The sequence below is a fragment of the Slackia heliotrinireducens DSM 20476 genome (assembly GCF_000023885.1).
Classification (GTDB): domain Bacteria; phylum Actinomycetota; class Coriobacteriia; order Coriobacteriales; family Eggerthellaceae; genus Slackia; species Slackia heliotrinireducens.
Map to the genome: position 1 here is coordinate 34,642 of NC_013165.1, position 16,862 is coordinate 51,503.

The window sequence follows — 16,862 nt, forward strand, 5'->3', positions numbered from 1 at the left end:
ATCCTGCCAACGAAACATCAACAGTTAGGGCGATTCGCGTGCATGTGGATGCCTCAGCTGCTTTAATGGCTACCGTATCTATGTTCCAATTGCAGAAACGGAGGGTCGCGTGGCGGAAACCGCAAAACATCTTGTGCGCTCGGACAACTCCGTTGTTGCCGGGGTCTGCGCCGGACTTGCGGAAACGCTGGACACCGATCCCATTGTCATGCGCGTGCTGGGCATCCTGCTTACCGTGCTTACCTTCGGCTGGGGCGTGATTGCCTACGTCATCCTGTGGGTTGTTTTGCCCAAGGGCCAGGCCTGCGCCGACTGCATCGACGTTTCTGCAGATAGCGAGGATCCCTGCGGATGCAGGGACGCCTCGGTCCATATGCCGAAAAGCGCCTATCTCGGCACGTCGGTGGGTGTCGTTCTGGTGTGTCTGATTTTCGCCGTGCTGTTGGATTACCTGGTGGTGGACGCCTCCTGGTATCAGTTCTGGCCAATCGTGTTTGTGGCGGCCGGCTTCACGGTCATGGTTATCCCCATCGATGAGGACCACCAGGTTTTCGAGATGGCCGTCGGTATGACGCTGGTGGGCGTCGGTGCCGTGCTCACGCTGTGTTCCGTCGGCTTCCTGTCGTGGCAAACCATCCCGCACGCGCTTCCGCGGGTGCTGCCGATCCTGTTGCTTGCGGCCGTGGTGGCCGTGCTTGCCCACCGTCGCCACAACCGGGTGCTTACGTTCTGCGCCGGCGCGCTGGTGCTTGTCGCATGCGCGCTCACCGTCACGGTGTTCGGAGTTCCGAACGAGATGGATTTCATCGTGTTGCAGAACCCCATGGGCGGTCCGAAGACCATTTTCTACCGCTAATCAGGCCGTCTGCCGTTTTTGAGGAGCCGTTCGCCGCGGCTGGTCTCGGTAAGCCGCGTCCGCCTTCGAAAAGACGCAGGTTACAGGTATGAAATTGCATCATAAGTCAAATACCACGTCTCTGACCTGGTGGTTTGTGGAATCTATTCCGTTACGCTAAAATATTCTGCTTACATACAGGATATACCTCTCGACAGCAACTCCTTTTTAAACACAGCCCGCTGTCATGCCCTTTTAGGAAGGGCTTTGGTAAACGATTGTTTGGAAGGGATGCATGGCGCAGCGCCGCGCACATACGAAGAAACGCTCGTTCACGCTGTTGAAGCTCGGCGTGGCCGCGCTGGCTGTTGCCGTCGTGGGCTTCGGTGTGTTTTCGTTCAGCACGCCCGCTGTGGCTTCCCGCTCCGTCGACCTGACCACCATCGGCATCGGCGACGATGTCAGCACTGTCAGCCCCGACGCGGTGGATCAGTCGGCAAGCCGTCTGCAAACCTCCGACGACCAGGGCGTTTCCGATACTCGTGATGCTTCGGCCGCCCGTTCCATCAACGTTGAGGACCCGGATCCCGTGGTCTACATCTCCGCAGTCGACACCGCAAACCCCCGTGCCGTCGAGGCCGCCGAAAGCATCGGCACCACTGACCCGCTGCCCACGGCACCCCGCGTCCTGCCCGACGTGACCGGCGAGGGCTGGCAGCAGGGCCTGGCTTCCGCCTACAGTTTCGCCGACAACGACGACGGCCACGGAAACTTCGGCACCTCCGTCACTGCATCCGGACGCCATATTTCCGACTACGGCCTGACCGTTGCCGTGCCCGCCAGCGAATCCTGGCGCATCGGCGAGCCGGTCGCCATCGTGTACGGCGAAACCGTCATCATCACCACCGTCACCGACACGGGCGGCTTCGCACCTTACGGCCGCGCGTTGGATCTGGCTCCCGGCACGTACCACGCACTGGGCGCAACCTCGTGCGATGATTGGGGAGTTCGCCTCGTCTACTACAAATTCCTGTAAGATGCGCTGTACAGCGCATCTTTTTTGATACGCTCCTGCGATGGGAAAACTGACCGCCGGCAACCGCTGCCCAAGGTCATGTTCGAAAGAAGCTCTTAGATGGCAAACGTAATCATCGTTGGCTGCGGGCGCGTGGGGTCGCAGCTCGCAAACATGCTTTCAAGCAACGACCGCAACGTATGCGTCGTGGACATCCAAGCCGAAGCCTTCGCCAACCTGGGTCGCTCGTTCAACGGCGCCACGTTGCAGGGTTTGGGGTATGACGAAGACGTCCTCATCCGTGCGGGCATCGAGGATTGCGACACCGTGGCTGCCGTCACCTCCAGCGACAACACCAATCTGATGGTGGTCGAGGTGGCCCGCCGCATCTACGGCGTGCCCCACGTGATCGCGCGCCTGTACAACTCGCGCCGCGAAGACGCCTACATGAAGCTGGGTTTGGACTACGTATGCGGAACCGCCCTGGTGGCAGAGGAAATCTTCTCCAAAATCATGGTCGGCCGCGGCAGTCATCTGGACAGCTTCGGCGATTTTGAGATCATGCGCTTCTCCATCAACCTTGAGCACGTGTCCAACCGTCAGATCCGCGTGGGCGAGCTGGAGCGCAACCACGGCGTGCGCATCGTGTGCTTCATCCGCGCCAAGGACGGCGACAGCTCCATCCCGTCGAAGGACAGCATCCTGTACGACGGCGACAGCGTGGTGGCCTGCATACGCCACGACCTGCTGCAATCCTTCGGCAAGTTCATTAAGAAGTAGGGGGCGCGTCATGTACATTGTCATCATGGGCGGCGGCAAGGTTGGCGAATACCTCGGCGGCGTTTTGCTGAGCAAAGGTCACGAGGTGGCCATCATCGAGCACAACCGCAAGACGGCGGACCGCCTGTCCATCACGCTCGAAGGCGAATACCTGATCATCAACGGCGACGGTTGCGACACCGCCTACCAGCAGGACGCGGGCATCCGCAAGGCCGACGTCTTCGTTGCGGTAACCGGCCGCGACGAAGACAACCTGGTGGCCTGCGAGCTGGCGACCCGCGTGTTCAACGTGCCGCGCTGCATCGCCCGCGTGAACAACCCCAAGAACCGCAATATCTTCCGCGCGGTCGGCATCGAAAACGTGTCGTCCACCATTCTGATCGCCAGCATGATTGAAGAGGAAGCCCTGATGGGCGGCATGGGCGTCGTGTCCTCGCTGGGGCGCGGCGACATCGCCCTGATTGAGGTTTCCATCCCGCGATCGCCCAGGCATTTCGACCCGAAAGAGGGCGTGCTTGCGCGGCGGATTCGCATGCCGGAGGGAAGCATCCTGGCGGCCGTCGACCGTAAAGAGGCAGGCGAGGCCGAGGTTATCGACAAGGAAACCGTGCTGTACCCCGGCGACAAAGCCGTAGTCCTGGCCGAAACCGATGCGGTCGACCAGGTGAAAGCGCTGTTCAAGAGTTTGTAGGATAGGAGCAAAGGCCCCGTGGGCGGAATGTGTCAGTAGGGACGTTTCCCATTGACACAAAAATGTGTCAGTAGGGACAGTTCTGCTGGCATTTCGTCCTCGAGCCTGAACGATACAAAAAGGAAGGTTGAACATGATTTCTCGTTACACGCTGCCCGAGATGGGTCACATCTGGGACCCTGAGAACAAATTCGCCATCTGGAAGGAAATCGAGCTGTGCGCCTGCGAAGCCCAGGCTGAACTGGGTGAATGCGGCATCACGAAGGAAGAGGCCGCGTGGATTCGCGAGCACGCCGACTTCCGCGTGGAGCGCATCGACGAAATCGAGGCCGTGACCAACCACGACGTCATCGCTTTCCTCACGTGCATGGCCGAATACATCGACGCCGACGTTCCCGAGGGTCAGGAGAAGCCCAGCCGCTGGGTTCACTACGGCATGACCTCGTCCGACCTGGGCGACACCGCGCTGTCTTACCAGATCACGCAGGCGTTGGACATCATTATCGCCGACACGAAGAAGCTGGGCGAAACCTGCAAGCGCCGTGCCTTTGAATTCCAGGAGACGCTGTGCGTGGGCCGCACCCATGGCATCCATGCGGAACCGATGACCTTCGGCATGAAGTTCGGCAGCTGGGCCTGGGCTTTGAAGCGCGCCCTGACCCGCTTGGAGCAGGCCCGCGAGGTGGCCGCCACTGGCGCCATCAGCGGCGCGGTCGGCACATATTCCAGCATCGACCCCTTCGTCGAGAAGTACGTGTGCGAGAAGATGGGCCTGACGCCCGACCCGCTGTCCACCCAGGTGTTGGCCCGCGACCGCCACGCCCAGGTCATGTCCACGTTGGCCGTGGTGGCTTCCACTCTGGAGAGCATCGCGCTGCAGGTGCGCCTGATGCAGGAAAGCGACGTCATCGAGGCAGAAGAACCGTTCAAGAAGGGCCAGAAGGGCTCGTCCGCCATGCCCCACAAGCGCAACCCGATTACGGCCGAGCGCGTGTGCGGCCTGTCGCGCATCGTCAAGGCGAATGCCCAGGTGGGCTTCGACGACGTGGCGCTGTGGTTCGAGCGCGACATCTCGCATTCCGGCGCCGAGCGCGTGGCGCTGGCAGACAGCTTCATCGCGCTGGACTACATGTTCTCCAAGATGCAGTGGATGCTGGACGGTCTGCAGACCTACCCGGACAAGATGCTGCACAACCTGAACCGCACCCGCGGCCTGATTTTCTCGTCGAAGGTGCTGTTGGCCCTGGTCAATACGGGTATCACGCGCGAGGATGCGTACGTCATCGTGCAGCGCAACGCCATGGCCGTGTGGCATGACATCCAGAACGCCGTCGATGGCCCCACGTACCGTGAGCGCCTCGAGGCCGATCCCGAGGCCAATCTGACCGCCGAGCAGTTGGACGAGATCTTCGATCCTTGGGCCTTCCTGGGTCACAAGGACGAGGCCTTCGTCAAGCTCGAGGCCTTGGAGTTCTAACTCCGGTTTACACGTTTGTGGCGAGCCGATGCCTTCGGGCCTCGGCTCGTTTTCTTTTATCCGCGGTGGTGCAAAGGACCGCACCAGGGCCTATCGCTTGTCGCAAAGGGATGCCTACAAAAAACACGTCTGCTGCTTTTGGCATGCTCGGTATGCAGATTTCGTTGCGGCTGGTGCATATCGACAGTCCCACCTGCGAAAACACATGGCAGCTTGCTAGAATGCGCGAAATGGAGCCATTTAGGAGGAACGCATGCGCAAGCATCTGATGATATTGATGGCGGCTTTGGCCGTTGTGGCGGCGATGGGGCTGCTCCCTGCAACCGCGTTGGCGGTGGATGACTATCCAGCCGATCTCAAGAGCGCCGCCAAGGATACCAAGCTGGATCCCTGGCGTTTCTACAACCGTAACTGCACGTCGTTCGTGGCATGGCGTCTCAACCACAACAACGGCATCGACTTCGATTGCTTTTATGAATGTCCCGACGGTCTGAAGTGGGAAAACGCCAATTCGTGGGCCCTCGTCGCCCGCCAGCTGGGCTACAAGGTGGACTCGACGCCCGCGCCCGGCGCCATCGCCTGGTGGAACACGGGTTCGTATGGGCACGTGGCCTGGGTCGAGTCCGTGGACGGTGACCAGGTGACCATCGAAGAGTACAACTACGACCGCGACGGCCATTACCACCGCCGCACCTTGAACGCGTCGAAGGTGGAGGCGTTCATCCACCTGGCCGACCTGCCCGACGACATCGGCTGGGTGAAGGAATCCGGCCTGTGGTACTACCTCGACAAAGAGGGCACGCCGAAAACCGGTTGGCAGAAGGTCGCACGCAAGTGGTACTACCTGGATGCCGACGGCGTGATGCTGCGCGGCTGGCAGAAAATCGGCGGTTCGTGGTACTACCTGACCAGCTCAGGGGCCATGAAGACCGGCTGGCTCAAAGACAACGGCAAGTGGTATTACCTGCAGAGTTCCGGCCGGATGGCCAAAGGTTGGGTGAAAGTGGGCAGCTACTGGTACTACTGCAACGGCTCGGGCGTGATGCAGACCGGCTGGCAGAAGATCGGCGGCAGCTGGTATTACCTGTACGAAAGCGGGCGCATGGCCTCCAACTGCTACGTCGACGGATACTGGCTCACAAGCTCGGGTCGCATGGTCTAGATGCCGGGCGCGCCTCGGCGCGCTAGAGGGGGCGCCAGGTGCGCAGGAGGGTGTACTCCTGGTCGTTGGTGGAGATGTGCACGTAGGTGGCAATGCGGTCGCAGGTGCCGGACGATGCGAGGTAATCGCCGAAGGTGTCGCAGTGGCTGGGGCAATCCAGCGCGAACATGGTGCGGTCCTCCAAGTTGACGCCGCTGACCGAGCGCGTGGATTTCACAATCAGCCAATCGCCTGACCAGGCCGGCGCTGCGGACGGGTTGCGCCCGAACAGGAACCAGGTAGCGTTTTTCGTGCTGTTGCCTTTGCTGATGGGCGCGTAGGTGCCCAGCGACGAAAGCCCGTCGCCGTAATCGTAAATGGCGTCGAACGCGAAGGAGAATCGTCCGCCCACGTAGGCGGCTTCTAGCGGAGCCATGGCCGACGGCATGGTCAGCTCGTCGAGAACGTCGAACGTGGTGTCGTTGACCAGGGTCAACTTGTAATGCACACTGCTTGAGTCCGCACGGGGCGTGACCACGACGCCTTCGGTGGCGGCGTAGGGGCGCGTGCACATGCGGCCGCGCGAGCTGAGCGCCATCACGGAATCCTCAGACCCGAACTCGGCGGACTTCAGAACGGAATCGGGCGGGTTGAGGGTGCTCGAAACGGGAAGGACCTGCCAAAACGCACGGTTGCCCACGGCGGCCACCGACGGGATGTCGAATTCGCGGTCGCCCTGCTCGGCCAGCGTAGGCTCGCCCATGCTGGTGCCGGATAGGGTGGCGTGGTACACGTTCCAACGGCCGCTGTAGGAATTGGCCTCCACCCAGACGATGCCCGAGTCGCTGCAGCGCACGTCGAGGATGTCGTAGCCGCGCGCGTCGATGGATACTGGGCCCTCCAGCACCGTGACCAGCTCCAATTCGGAAGCGGACAGGTCGACCAGGCCAACCTTGGTGATGGGGGATGAGGTTTCGGTGGGGGTGAGGCACACAGCCAGGTTGCCCGGCCCTGCCCAAACCAGCGAATGGAACGGAAGCGCCAGCTCGGCGATTTGCTCCATGCAATCGGCGGCATCCAGGGTTTCGAACTCGTCCAGGGTTACGACCTGGTCGGCGGCGACCTCCAAAACGTTCGCGTTTTCCTCTTCGGCCTCGTGATCCTCCGCAATGCTGCTGCCCACGGCCGCCGCGGCAACCGCGGCCACGCCTGCTGCGCCAAGAATCAGCTGGCGGCGGGTCAGGCTCACGTTGGTTCCGGGGATGGCGAGGCGACGCTGCGGCTCGGCGGAAACGCGGCGCGCGGTGGGCGTTCCCACGCGTGCGGATGAGCGGTTCTGCCGGACGCGGGCGGTGCCCCCGCGAGTGGACGCGTGATGCGCGTAGTTGCCCGACCGCCTTGCCGATGACGAAGAGCGGTGCGTGCCAGCTGCGCCTCGCGATGCGGAGGTGCGTCGTGTTGTGCGTCTTTGTGCCATGGCGGCTATTATGTCATTTTCGCAGGAGGGCTGACCAGAGCAGGAGAAATCGTTACAATATTCTTAAATGTGCCCAACATGGTATACGTCTCTAAACGATGAGTGAGGAGTATTCAATATGAACAACACCAACAGCGAAACCCGTCGAATCCTCCTGGTTGAGGATGAGAAGGCGATCCGCGACGCCGTGGCTGCCTATCTCGAGCGCGAAAACTACTGGGTCACAGCAGTGGGCGACGGCCAGGACGCCTTGGAGGAGTTCTCGAAGCATCACTTCGACCTGGTCATTCTGGACCTCATGCTCCCACGCGTCCCGGGCGAGCGCGTCTGCCGCGCCATTCGCGACAACTCCGATGTGCCTATCATCATGCTGACCGCCAAGGGCGAGGTCGAGGACCGCATCATTGGCCTGGAGCTCGGCGCCGACGACTACCTGGTCAAGCCTTTCAGCCCCCGCGAGCTGGTGGCCCGCGTGCGCGCCCTGCTGCGCCGCGTCCACGCCGACTCCGAACCCCAGCGCGAGGTGCTGGAATTCGGCGAGCTGACCATCGACGTGTCCGGCCACAAGGTGCTGGTCGGCGGTAAGGAAGTCGACCTGACCGCATCCGAGTTCAAGCTGCTCACCACGCTGTCCCGCTACCCCGGCCGCGTGTACTCGCGTATGGAGCTGGTGGAGAAGGTCCTGGGCTACGACTTCGAAGGCTACGAGCGCACTATCGACTCCCATGTAAAGAACCTTCGCGCCAAGATCGGCGACAACCCGCGCAACCCCAAGTGGCTGCATACCGTACACGGCGTGGGATACCGCTTCGAAGATCCCACCAAGCAGCCCCAGCAGTAGTCGCGCGCGCCGCGCCGTATCGTAGCTATGGGGAATAAGAAAAACGGCCCGCTGAAGACCCTCCGTAATTTTTACGGGGGGTCTTACGCCACTCGAGTAGCCGTAAACTTCGCATTGATCGCACTGCTTACCGCCATGGTCGCCATGGGGGTGCTTTCCTTTGTGTGGGAACAGCATTTCTCCACCTACACCAGGGAAAACATCCAAGCGTTGGCCGACGTCACCGCGACTACCATCGCGCAGGACTACAGCCGCAACCATGAGAACGCCATCGCTGCCGTCGACGAAACAGGTGAAGGCCAATATCCGAACCTGTCCGTCGTCGACGTGTCGGCGGCCGCTTCCGCCCACCAGCTCAAGCAGAGCATGGGCGTGGTGGTCACCAATGCCGACGGAAGCGTCATCTACGACACCACCACGTTGGACAAGGACGGCAATCGGATAACCGATTCCGAAAGCCTGTCCGTGGCGCCGCGCCTCGACGGCGGCGCCACGGCCACCCAGGCCGACATCATTGTGGAAGGCACCCGCGTGGGCACGGTCCGCATGTGGATCTACGGCTCCGACGTGCTGCTTTCCAAGGCCGACATGGAGTTTCGGTCCAAGAGCTACGAGGCCATGGTGCTGGCCACAGTGTTTTCCGTCCTGCTGGCGTCCTGCTTGGGCGTCATGTTCTCCCGCGGCCTGACGCGCCCGATAGAGCGCATCACGCAGGCGGCGGCCGCCATTAAAGAAGGCGACTGGTCCGCCCGGAGCCAGGTCAACGGCGCCGATGAGATCGCCGAGCTGTCGAAAACCTTCGACTCCATGGCTGAAAGCATCGAGAACGACCGCGACCTGCAGCACCGGTTGACCACCGACGTGGCCCACGAGCTGCGCACGCCGCTGATGGCCATCCAATCCACGGTCGAAGCCATCGTGGACGGGGTGTTCGAACCCACCGCAGAGCGCCTGGCCACCATCAGCGACGAGGTCGGACGCCTGCGCCGCCTGGTCGACGCCCTGCTCAGGCTGTCGCGTCTGGAGAACCGGGCCACGCCCATGAAGCAGGAGGTCGTCAATGTAGGCGAGCTCATCCGCACCATCACCACGTCCCACGAGGCCTACGTGGCCGACGCGGGGCTCAAGCTGGAATACGACCCCGAGGACGAGGTCATGGTGTACGGCGATCCGGACATGATTCGCCAGGCTACGGCCAACCTGATCTCCAACGCGGTGCGCTACACGCCCGCGCCGGGCACCATTTGGGTGCGCGTCCGCAAAGACGACGAGGCGGGCGAAGCCACCATCGCCGTGCAGGATACGGGCATCGGTCTGACGCCCGAGGAATGCCGCATGGTGTTCAGCCGCTTCTGGCGTGCCGAGGGCAGCCGCAAGCGCGAAACCGGCGGCCTGGGCATCGGCCTTACGGTGGTGAAGGAAATCATCGACCGCCATCACGGGTGGGTCGAGGTCCAAGGCGAAAAAGACGTGGGCGCCACGTTCACGCTGCACATTCCGCTGTATGATTACGACCGCATCAAGGCGCAGACCGAAAAACGTGAAGGCAAGGGCTCCGAGGCGGACCGCCCGTCCATAACGGAACGTCTGCCGAAGCTGACAGGAAGGAACAACTGATGAACCCCATCACCATCAAGCCGGACGCGCAGGGCAAGGTGCGCGACCTGTACGACCTGGGCGACAAGCTGTTGCTGGTCGCAACCGACCGTATTTCCGCATTCGACTACATCCTGCCCGACGAAATCCCGTGCAAGGGCCAGGTGCTGACCCAGATCAGCTGCTTCTGGTTCGAGTTGCTGGACGGCGTGGTGGAGAATCACCTGATTTCCGCCGACGTGGCCGACCTGCCCGAACAGTTCAAGCCCTGGTCCGAATACCTGCGCGGCCGCTTCATGCTGGTCAACAAGGCGAACATGTTCCCCATCGAGTGCATCGTCCGCGGCTACCTGACCGGCTCGGGCTTCAAGGACTATCTGAAGACCGGTTCGGTGTGCGGCATCCAGCTGCCCGAGGGTCTGCAGAATTCGGCGAAGCTGCCTGAAACGCTGTTCACGCCTTCCACCAAGGCCGAAATCGGCGACCACGACGAGAACATCTCCTACGAGCGCATGGTCGACATCATCGGCCAGACCGACGCCGCCGCCCTGCGCGACCTGTCGCTTAAGGTGTACACCACCGCCGCCGACCACGCTCGCGAGCGCGGCATCATCATCGCGGACACCAAGTTCGAGTTCGGCGTGCTGAACGGCCAGATCATCCTGGGCGACGAGGTTCTGACCCCGGACAGCTCCCGCTTCTGGTCCGCCGACGACTACGAGGTGGGCCGCGAGCAGGCCAGCTTCGACAAGCAGTTCGTCCGCAACTGGCTCAACGACAACTGGGACCGCACCGGCGAGTCGCCCCACCTGCCGCAGGACGTCATCGAGAAGACCTCCGAGAAGTACATCCAGGCATACGAGAAACTGACGGGACGCGTGTTCGAGCGTTAATCGCCCGCACGCCTAAGGATGCGCGTTTGCGCGCTATGAGCAACTAGAAGGATACCGACGTGTCACAACGTAACCCCATGAACGACCGCTATCAGCAGGAGAACCTCGGCCAGACCCGCAAGTCGGCCGCGTCGTTGAAACCCAAGAGCAAGGCTGCTGCCAGCGTTCGCATTGCCGACAACAAGAAGACCGACAAGCAGAAGCGCGAGGCCGCCAAGGCCCGCCGTGCCGAAGCTGCCGAACGCGAGCGCGCGTTCTACAATCCGCCCACCGAGCGCTTCCATAAGCTGCGCCGCCTGTGGCTGATCTGTATCTTCGGCGCCATCCTCTTGACTATCATCGGCTCCTTCTTCATCGCGCGCGCCGACGAGACTGCGGTGTACTCGTGGATCTTCCTGGTTCCGGCCTACATAGCCATCGGTTTCGCCATGTGGCTGGACATGTCCAAGATCCGCAAGGTGCGCATCGCCTATCAAGAGGAAATGGTTAAGAAGTACGGCGCCAAGAAGGCCGCTGAAAAGGCCGCGGAAGAAGTTGCCGCCTGGGAGGTCGAGCATCCGCGCTGGACGCTCTCGTCCCTGTTCGGCGGTAAGAAGAAGGCCGATGCGGCTGCCGCCGAAGAAGAGACCACCGACGCGAAGTAGGTGAGATCGTGAATCCGGTACTGCTGATTCCGACGTACGTGTCGGCGCGTTCGCGCATGCAGGCGCGGGGCGTCACCACTACGTATGACCATATGACTGCGCTTTCGGCACCGGGCGAGCTGCCCCGTTGCCTGGAATCGCTGCGCAAAGTGCGCGGTTTGGGCGAAATCATCATCCTGGTGGTGGCCGAGCCCGCCGTGGAGAACCAGGCCGCGGAGAAGATCCGCAAGCTGGCGGCGGAGTATGACGACCTGAGCATCTCCGTCATCGGCGCGCCCGAGATGGGCGTCATCAACCAGCGCATGGCCCAGCTGGGCATCAACGTGAACAAGGAAATCGGCCTGCAAGGTTATGGCGCCGTGCGCAACCTGGGGTTGCTTTTGGCTAACGCCCTGGGTTTCGACGCGGCCGTGTTCGTGGACGACGACGAAATCGTGGACGACGAGGACTTCCTGGAGCGCGCCATGTACGGCCTGGGCAAACTGACCCGCCGCGGCGTGCCTATTCTGGCCAAAACCGGCTACTACCTCAACGAGCAGGAAAGCTTCCTTTCGCAAAGCCAGGACCGCTGGTACAACCACTTCTGGGAGCAGGGCAAAACCTTCAACCAGTGGATCATGAAAGCCATGAAGGGACCGCGCCTGTCCCGTTCGAACCACGTGTGCGGCGGCTGTCTGGCCCTGCACAAGGAGGCTTTCAAGCGCGTGGCCTTCGACCCGTGGATTGCCCGCGGCGAGGATCTGGATTACATGCTGAACCTGCGCATGTACGGTTCGGACATCTGGTTCGACAACAAGTGGGTGCTGCACCATCTGCCGCCCGCGACCAAGTCCGAAGGCATGCGCTTCCGCCAGGACATCTTCCGCTGGCTGTATGAATTCCGCAAGGTGGAATACGCCCGCACGCAGATCGACCTGATGCAGATCAAGCCTCAGTCCCTTGAGCCCTATCCGGGACCGTTTTTGGAGCCTGGCCTGCAGAAACGTGTGAAACGAACAGCGCTGTTGCGCTCCATCGGCCGCTCCGACGGCAAGGGCTACCGCAAGGCCGCTCACTCGGCGTCCACCGATGCGGCCAAGTACGCCGAGGACAACTGCGCCAAGTATTTCAAGTTCCAGTACACCTGGCCCACCATCATGGCGCGCCTGGAGGACGACGCCATTTTGAAGAGCGTGCTGGGGCAGTCGGCCAACCAGGGCCAGGCCCGCTTCGAGGAGCAGGTGGCCAAGGGTTGGAGCGGCGGCGTTGATCCCGGCATGACCAGCGAGATTCGCCTGAACATCGGGTCGGAGGAATAGCCGTCCCATGGAGATGTTCGTCATCGCCGTGCTGGCCGGGTTGCTTGTCGGCGTACTGTCAGGATTATTCGGAATAGGAGGCGGTACCATCATGGTACCGCTCTTCCGTTTGGCGTTTGGATTGCCGCCCATCGGGGCTACGGCAACATCGCTGTTCACGGTCATCCCCACGTCGCTTTCGGGGCTGGTCAAGCACGTCAAGAACAAGACCACCATCCCCAAGCTGGGCATAGCCGCAGGTCTGGCGGGTGCCGTCATGTCGCCCATGGGCGTGCTTGCGGCGTCGAAGTCGCCTGGCTGGGCCATTATGGGCGCCACGGCGGCGGTGCTCTGCTATTCGTCCTGCACCATGTTCTCTAAGGGCGTCCGCAAGTTGCGCTCCGACCGCGCCCAGGCGGCCGGCTGCCCGACGCCTGAGAACACGAAGCTGACCTGCACCGAAGGTGTGGTCGCCGAAACCTTCGGCTTGACGAAGGATGTGGTGTGGAAAGTGACCTTGATCGGGGCTTTCGCAGGGCTCGTCGGCGGATACGTCGGCGTGGGCGGCGGCTTCGTGATGGTGCCCATGTTCATCTCCGTTTTGGGAATCTCCATGCGGCTGGCGTCGGGCACGTCGCTTATCGCCGTGTGCATTCTGGCCCTGCCCGGCGCCATCGAGCAGGCCGTTTTAGGCAACATCCACTACACCATCGGCCTGGCCATGATCGTGGGCAGCATGCCCGGGTCCTACCTGGGCGCGACGCTTGTCAAACGTGTTCCCGAGGCGGTGCTGCGCATTATGTTCGCCTGCTTCCTGATGGTTGTCGCCGTCATTCTTATAGTGAACGAAGTCCTTGTTTAGGAGCCTGGCATGACCCCGAAGTCCAACTATTCGCGTTTTCTCGAACTGATTCTGCTGATTATGGCCGCAACGGCTGCGGGCGGCCTGATTTACGCCCTGGGTAAACCTAACCAGTCGACGGCCATGACCTTCGCCTCAGGCCTTCTGTTCACCATGTCGCTTATGGCGTTCATCTACGTGCAGCTGAATCCCGACGCGGTGCGCGCCCGCCAATCCGACACCACGCTCAAGCTGGCTTCCGAAATGCTGTCCTACGTGCAGGACGGCATGAGTGCCGAATCGGCGCAGGCCATTTGCGGGCTGCTGCTGCCGGCGACCAATGCGAAGGCCGTGGCCATTACCAATCGCGAGGTCATTTTAGGATACGTGGGTGAGGAAGAGGGTCAGAACGAAAGCGGTTCGCCCGTGCGCACGAAGGCGACCCATGCCACGCTGACCGACGGCAAGACCCGCGTGCTCACCTCGGCGGAGGAGATCGGCTTCCCTCCGACGGTGAAGAATCTGAGCGCCGGCATCGTGGTGCCCCTGCACCGCGGCGAGATTATCGTGGGCACGCTGAAGTTCTACTACCGCCGAGCGTCGTCGATCAACGAGACCCAGCTGGCGCTGGCCGAGGGCCTGGCCGAGCTTCTGTCCACCCAGATTGCCGCCGTCGAGATGGAAAACCAGCGCAAGTTGGCCACCACCATGGAGCTCAAGGCGCTGCAATCCCAGATCAACCCGCATTTCCTGTTCAACACCATCAACACCATCGCGGCGCTCACCCGAACCGATCCCGCTCGGGCGCGCGTGCTGCTGCGCGAGTTCGCCGTGTTCTACCGTCGAACGTTGGAAAACTCCGATGACTTGCTGGAGGTTACCCGCGAGCTCGACCAGACCCAGCGTTACTTCCTGTTCGAGGTGGCGCGCTTCGGGGAGGACCGGCTGTCGCTGGACGTGGAGATTGAGGACGGCCTGGAAGACATCCTGGTGCCGTCGTTTTTGGTTCAGCCCCTGGTCGAAAACGCGGTCAAACACGCCATGCCGCAGGAGGGCATGCTCAACATCGAAGTGGACGTGTACAGCGAAGGCGACGACGTCATCATCTCCGTCAAGGACGACGGCATCGGCATGGACGAAAGCCAGAAGCGCAAGATGCTCGAGGCGCCTGAGGTGAAAGGCACGGGCATCGCCATGGGTAACATCAGGGACCGTCTGCGCGGCTACTACGGCGAAGACGCCCACATGGAAGTGGAATCGTCGGGCGGTACCGGCACCACCGTGCGTCTCGTGCTGAGCGGAGCCGCCGACGACGGCGAGATCTAGCGCGGGCGATTCGCTTTGCAACTATAGGAAAACTTGATAATTGGTGCCGTAAAAGTTACATTCATGATGTGATGAAGAACCTCAAAGCTGTTTTGTTCGTTGTATTTGAGGTAATATTTGTCGCACCTATTCATATTCACAGGCAGGCAACTTGGGGGTAGGTCCTTTTGCTTAAGGCGATTATCGTAGATGACGAGGCTCCGGCACGGTCCGAATTGCGGTACCTGCTGGATGAAATCGGCAATGTGGATGTCGTTGCCGAGGCAGCAAGCGTACGCGAAGCCATCGAGAAAATGAAGAGCTTCCCGATCGACGCGCTCTTTCTTGACGTGAATATGCCCGAGGCCAACGGCCTGCAGTTCGCGGATGCCCTGCAGCACCTGACCAACCCGCCGGCGGTCATCTTCGTTACGGCCTACAGCGAGCACGCCCTCGAAGGTTTCAACGTGAACGCCGTGGATTACCTGGTCAAACCCGTGGAAACCGATCGTTTGCGCCAAGCTGTCGGCCGCGCCAACGAGTATGTGATGCTCCACATGAAGGCCAACCAGGCCGAGCGCATCCCGGTGGAAAAGGGTGGCAAGAAGATTCTCATCCACATCGACTCGATCCGCTTCGTCATGGCTCGCGATGACTATGCCTACCTGCAGACCGATACCGACCGTTACTTCTCCACAGTGTCTCTGGCCCAGTTGGAAAAGCGCCTCGACGGCCACGGGTTCTTCCGCGTGCACCGCGGTTACCTGGTCAATCTTGACATGGTGAAGGAAGTCGAGCCTGTTTCAGGCGGCACTCTGCTGCTCACGCTGGACGGCACCGACGAGAAGATTCCCGTTTCCCGCCGCCGCGTTTCTGCTTTGAAGAAGGCTTTGGGCCTATAGCCCCAACCCGCTGCATTTCGAAACCCGCACCTCACGGTGCGGGTTTTTTGCTTTGGGCACCGTATGGTGTTGCATAGCGACGGTTGTCTGGCTGTAGTCGCACGCTGAGGCTGATTGGCCCAGGGGCTCCCGTCACGGGCCTTTTCGCTGCGGTAAACCAGCGATCACAGTGTGACGAAGACCTTATGGCGTCACGCGATGGGTGTGGGCGTCGGTTGTCGACGGCTCGCGCCTGACGCCATCGAGCCGATACGCCCGCCGTGCAACGAAAAACCAATCTCGGGAGCACTTGAGGGGATAATCCGCGTGCAAGACCTCTTGGTGTCCCCGTTGAAGTTGAATGATGCAGTAAATACGCCACAAAAACTATGAAATTGTATATTAAATCACCAATACAGCCATAGGAAAACGCGACCGATGGCCGGCGCAGCGCGGATTATCCCCTCAAGTGCTCCACGAAACCGATTTTCGTTGCACGAAGCGCCCGGGGACGCCTCCGGACGGGAACTGCGGCGGGTCCGCTTGACTGCAAAACGGATTCGGCTGCACGAAGGCGACGGAATCACGCTTCGTTCCCAGGCAGGCGCCGCTGATGTTCGTCCTGCGTTGCGCAGGCCGCAGGATAGGGGTGCACGCCTCGACCATCAGGCGGAAGTGTCTCCAAAGCGACCCGGGCGGCAGTTCAAACCTCAACAACTCAGTCACTGGTGGGCAATTTCTGAACTTTTGAGTAAAAGTTTACCTAAGCCAGTGGAAAGTTGGACATATTCTTAGTAGACTATGAGTGCTATACGACATATGTCGGTATTATTTATTGGAATACAGTCAAGCTGCTTTGCTGAACAGACCAAACGCAAGAAAGATGCTGAGCGGTGATGATCGGGTTGCAACAGTGCATCCCACGTGGCATGTGCATACAGCCAGCCCAGTTGTCATCGACATCGACGGCGTTCGGTCAGGCAAGGTAAGACGGCCGATCGATGTGGGTAACGGGATTCTGACGAGCAGATAGCGATGTCCGAACGGCAACAACATCCATTTCGAAAAGTCGACAAGGTGGTAAGAGCGCCTCTTGCGCAAGCGCTGTGCAATTGGCGAACGGCCCAAGGCCAGGCGAAGTCAGTCGTCGGGTCGGCGAGAGAGGTGT

The 16,862-nt window shown here is 61.2% G+C and carries 15 protein-coding genes; 14 read left to right on the forward strand and 1 reads right to left on the reverse strand.

The window, feature by feature from the left end; translation table 11 throughout:
- Positions 1-109: 109 nt before the first annotated feature.
- From SHEL_RS14660 to SHEL_RS00160, 6 genes are all read left to right on the forward strand, one after another.
- The gene (locus SHEL_RS14660) at positions 110-856 is read left to right on the forward strand and encodes a PspC domain-containing protein (protein WP_012797212.1); all 747 of its coding nucleotides are present in this window, start codon (positions 110-112) and stop codon (positions 854-856) included.
- A gap of 274 nt (positions 857-1,130) precedes the next feature.
- On the forward strand, positions 1,131-1,871 hold the full coding sequence (locus SHEL_RS00140; RefSeq protein WP_012797213.1) for a hypothetical protein: 741 nt from the start codon (positions 1,131-1,133) through the stop codon (positions 1,869-1,871).
- 99 nt (positions 1,872-1,970) lie between these two features.
- A complete protein-coding gene (locus tag SHEL_RS00145; protein WP_012797214.1) occupies positions 1,971-2,630 on the forward strand; it encodes a potassium channel family protein in 660 nt (219 codons plus the stop codon).
- Between the two features lie 10 nt (positions 2,631-2,640).
- Entirely contained in the window at positions 2,641-3,321 is a 681-nt protein-coding gene (locus SHEL_RS00150; RefSeq protein ID WP_012797215.1) for a potassium channel family protein, read from the forward strand.
- Between the two features lie 133 nt (positions 3,322-3,454).
- The gene (gene purB, locus SHEL_RS00155) at positions 3,455-4,798 is read left to right on the forward strand and encodes an adenylosuccinate lyase (protein ID WP_012797216.1); all 1,344 of its coding nucleotides are present in this window, start codon (positions 3,455-3,457) and stop codon (positions 4,796-4,798) included.
- A gap of 253 nt (positions 4,799-5,051) precedes the next feature.
- Entirely contained in the window at positions 5,052-5,960 is a 909-nt protein-coding gene (locus tag SHEL_RS00160) for a CHAP domain-containing protein (protein WP_012797217.1), read from the forward strand.
- 22 nt (positions 5,961-5,982) lie between these two features.
- Here SHEL_RS00160 and SHEL_RS00165 read toward each other — a convergent pair whose 3' ends face one another.
- Positions 5,983-7,257 (reverse strand): hypothetical protein, encoded by a 1,275-nt coding sequence (locus SHEL_RS00165; RefSeq protein ID WP_012797218.1) that lies wholly within the window; start codon positions 7,255-7,257, stop codon positions 5,983-5,985.
- Between the two features lie 277 nt (positions 7,258-7,534).
- Between SHEL_RS00165 and SHEL_RS00170 the strand changes: the two genes are divergently transcribed.
- The 8 genes from SHEL_RS00170 (at position 7,535) to SHEL_RS00205 (ending at position 15,715) form a co-directional block, all read left to right on the forward strand.
- Positions 7,535-8,257: a response regulator transcription factor gene (locus SHEL_RS00170; RefSeq protein WP_012797219.1), complete on the forward strand. Its 723-nt coding sequence runs from the start codon at positions 7,535-7,537 to the stop codon at positions 8,255-8,257.
- 114 nt (positions 8,258-8,371) lie between these two features.
- Positions 8,372-9,874, forward strand: a complete 1,503-nt coding sequence (locus tag SHEL_RS00175) for an ATP-binding protein (protein WP_012797220.1) — start codon at positions 8,372-8,374, stop codon at positions 9,872-9,874.
- Complete coding sequence (locus SHEL_RS00180) at positions 9,874-10,746, forward strand: phosphoribosylaminoimidazolesuccinocarboxamide synthase (protein WP_012797221.1); 873 nt, start codon at positions 9,874-9,876, stop codon at positions 10,744-10,746. The genes SHEL_RS00175 and SHEL_RS00180 overlap by 1 nt, the downstream gene beginning before the upstream one ends.
- Before the next feature lie 59 nt (positions 10,747-10,805).
- A complete protein-coding gene (locus tag SHEL_RS00185) occupies positions 10,806-11,390 on the forward strand; it encodes a hypothetical protein (protein ID WP_012797222.1) in 585 nt (194 codons plus the stop codon).
- 8 nt (positions 11,391-11,398) lie between these two features.
- Positions 11,399-12,688, forward strand: coding sequence for a glycosyltransferase family 2 protein (locus tag SHEL_RS00190; RefSeq protein ID WP_012797223.1), 1,290 nt, complete (start codon positions 11,399-11,401; stop codon positions 12,686-12,688).
- 7 nt (positions 12,689-12,695) lie between these two features.
- A complete protein-coding gene (locus SHEL_RS00195; RefSeq protein ID WP_012797224.1) occupies positions 12,696-13,529 on the forward strand; it encodes a sulfite exporter TauE/SafE family protein in 834 nt (277 codons plus the stop codon).
- Positions 13,530-13,538: 9 nt separating this feature from the next.
- Entirely contained in the window at positions 13,539-14,834 is a 1,296-nt protein-coding gene (locus tag SHEL_RS00200; protein WP_012797225.1) for a histidine kinase, read from the forward strand.
- Between the two features lie 167 nt (positions 14,835-15,001).
- On the forward strand, positions 15,002-15,715 hold the full coding sequence (locus SHEL_RS00205; protein WP_012797226.1) for a LytR/AlgR family response regulator transcription factor: 714 nt from the start codon (positions 15,002-15,004) through the stop codon (positions 15,713-15,715).
- The last annotated feature ends 1,147 nt before the right edge of the window (positions 15,716-16,862 follow it).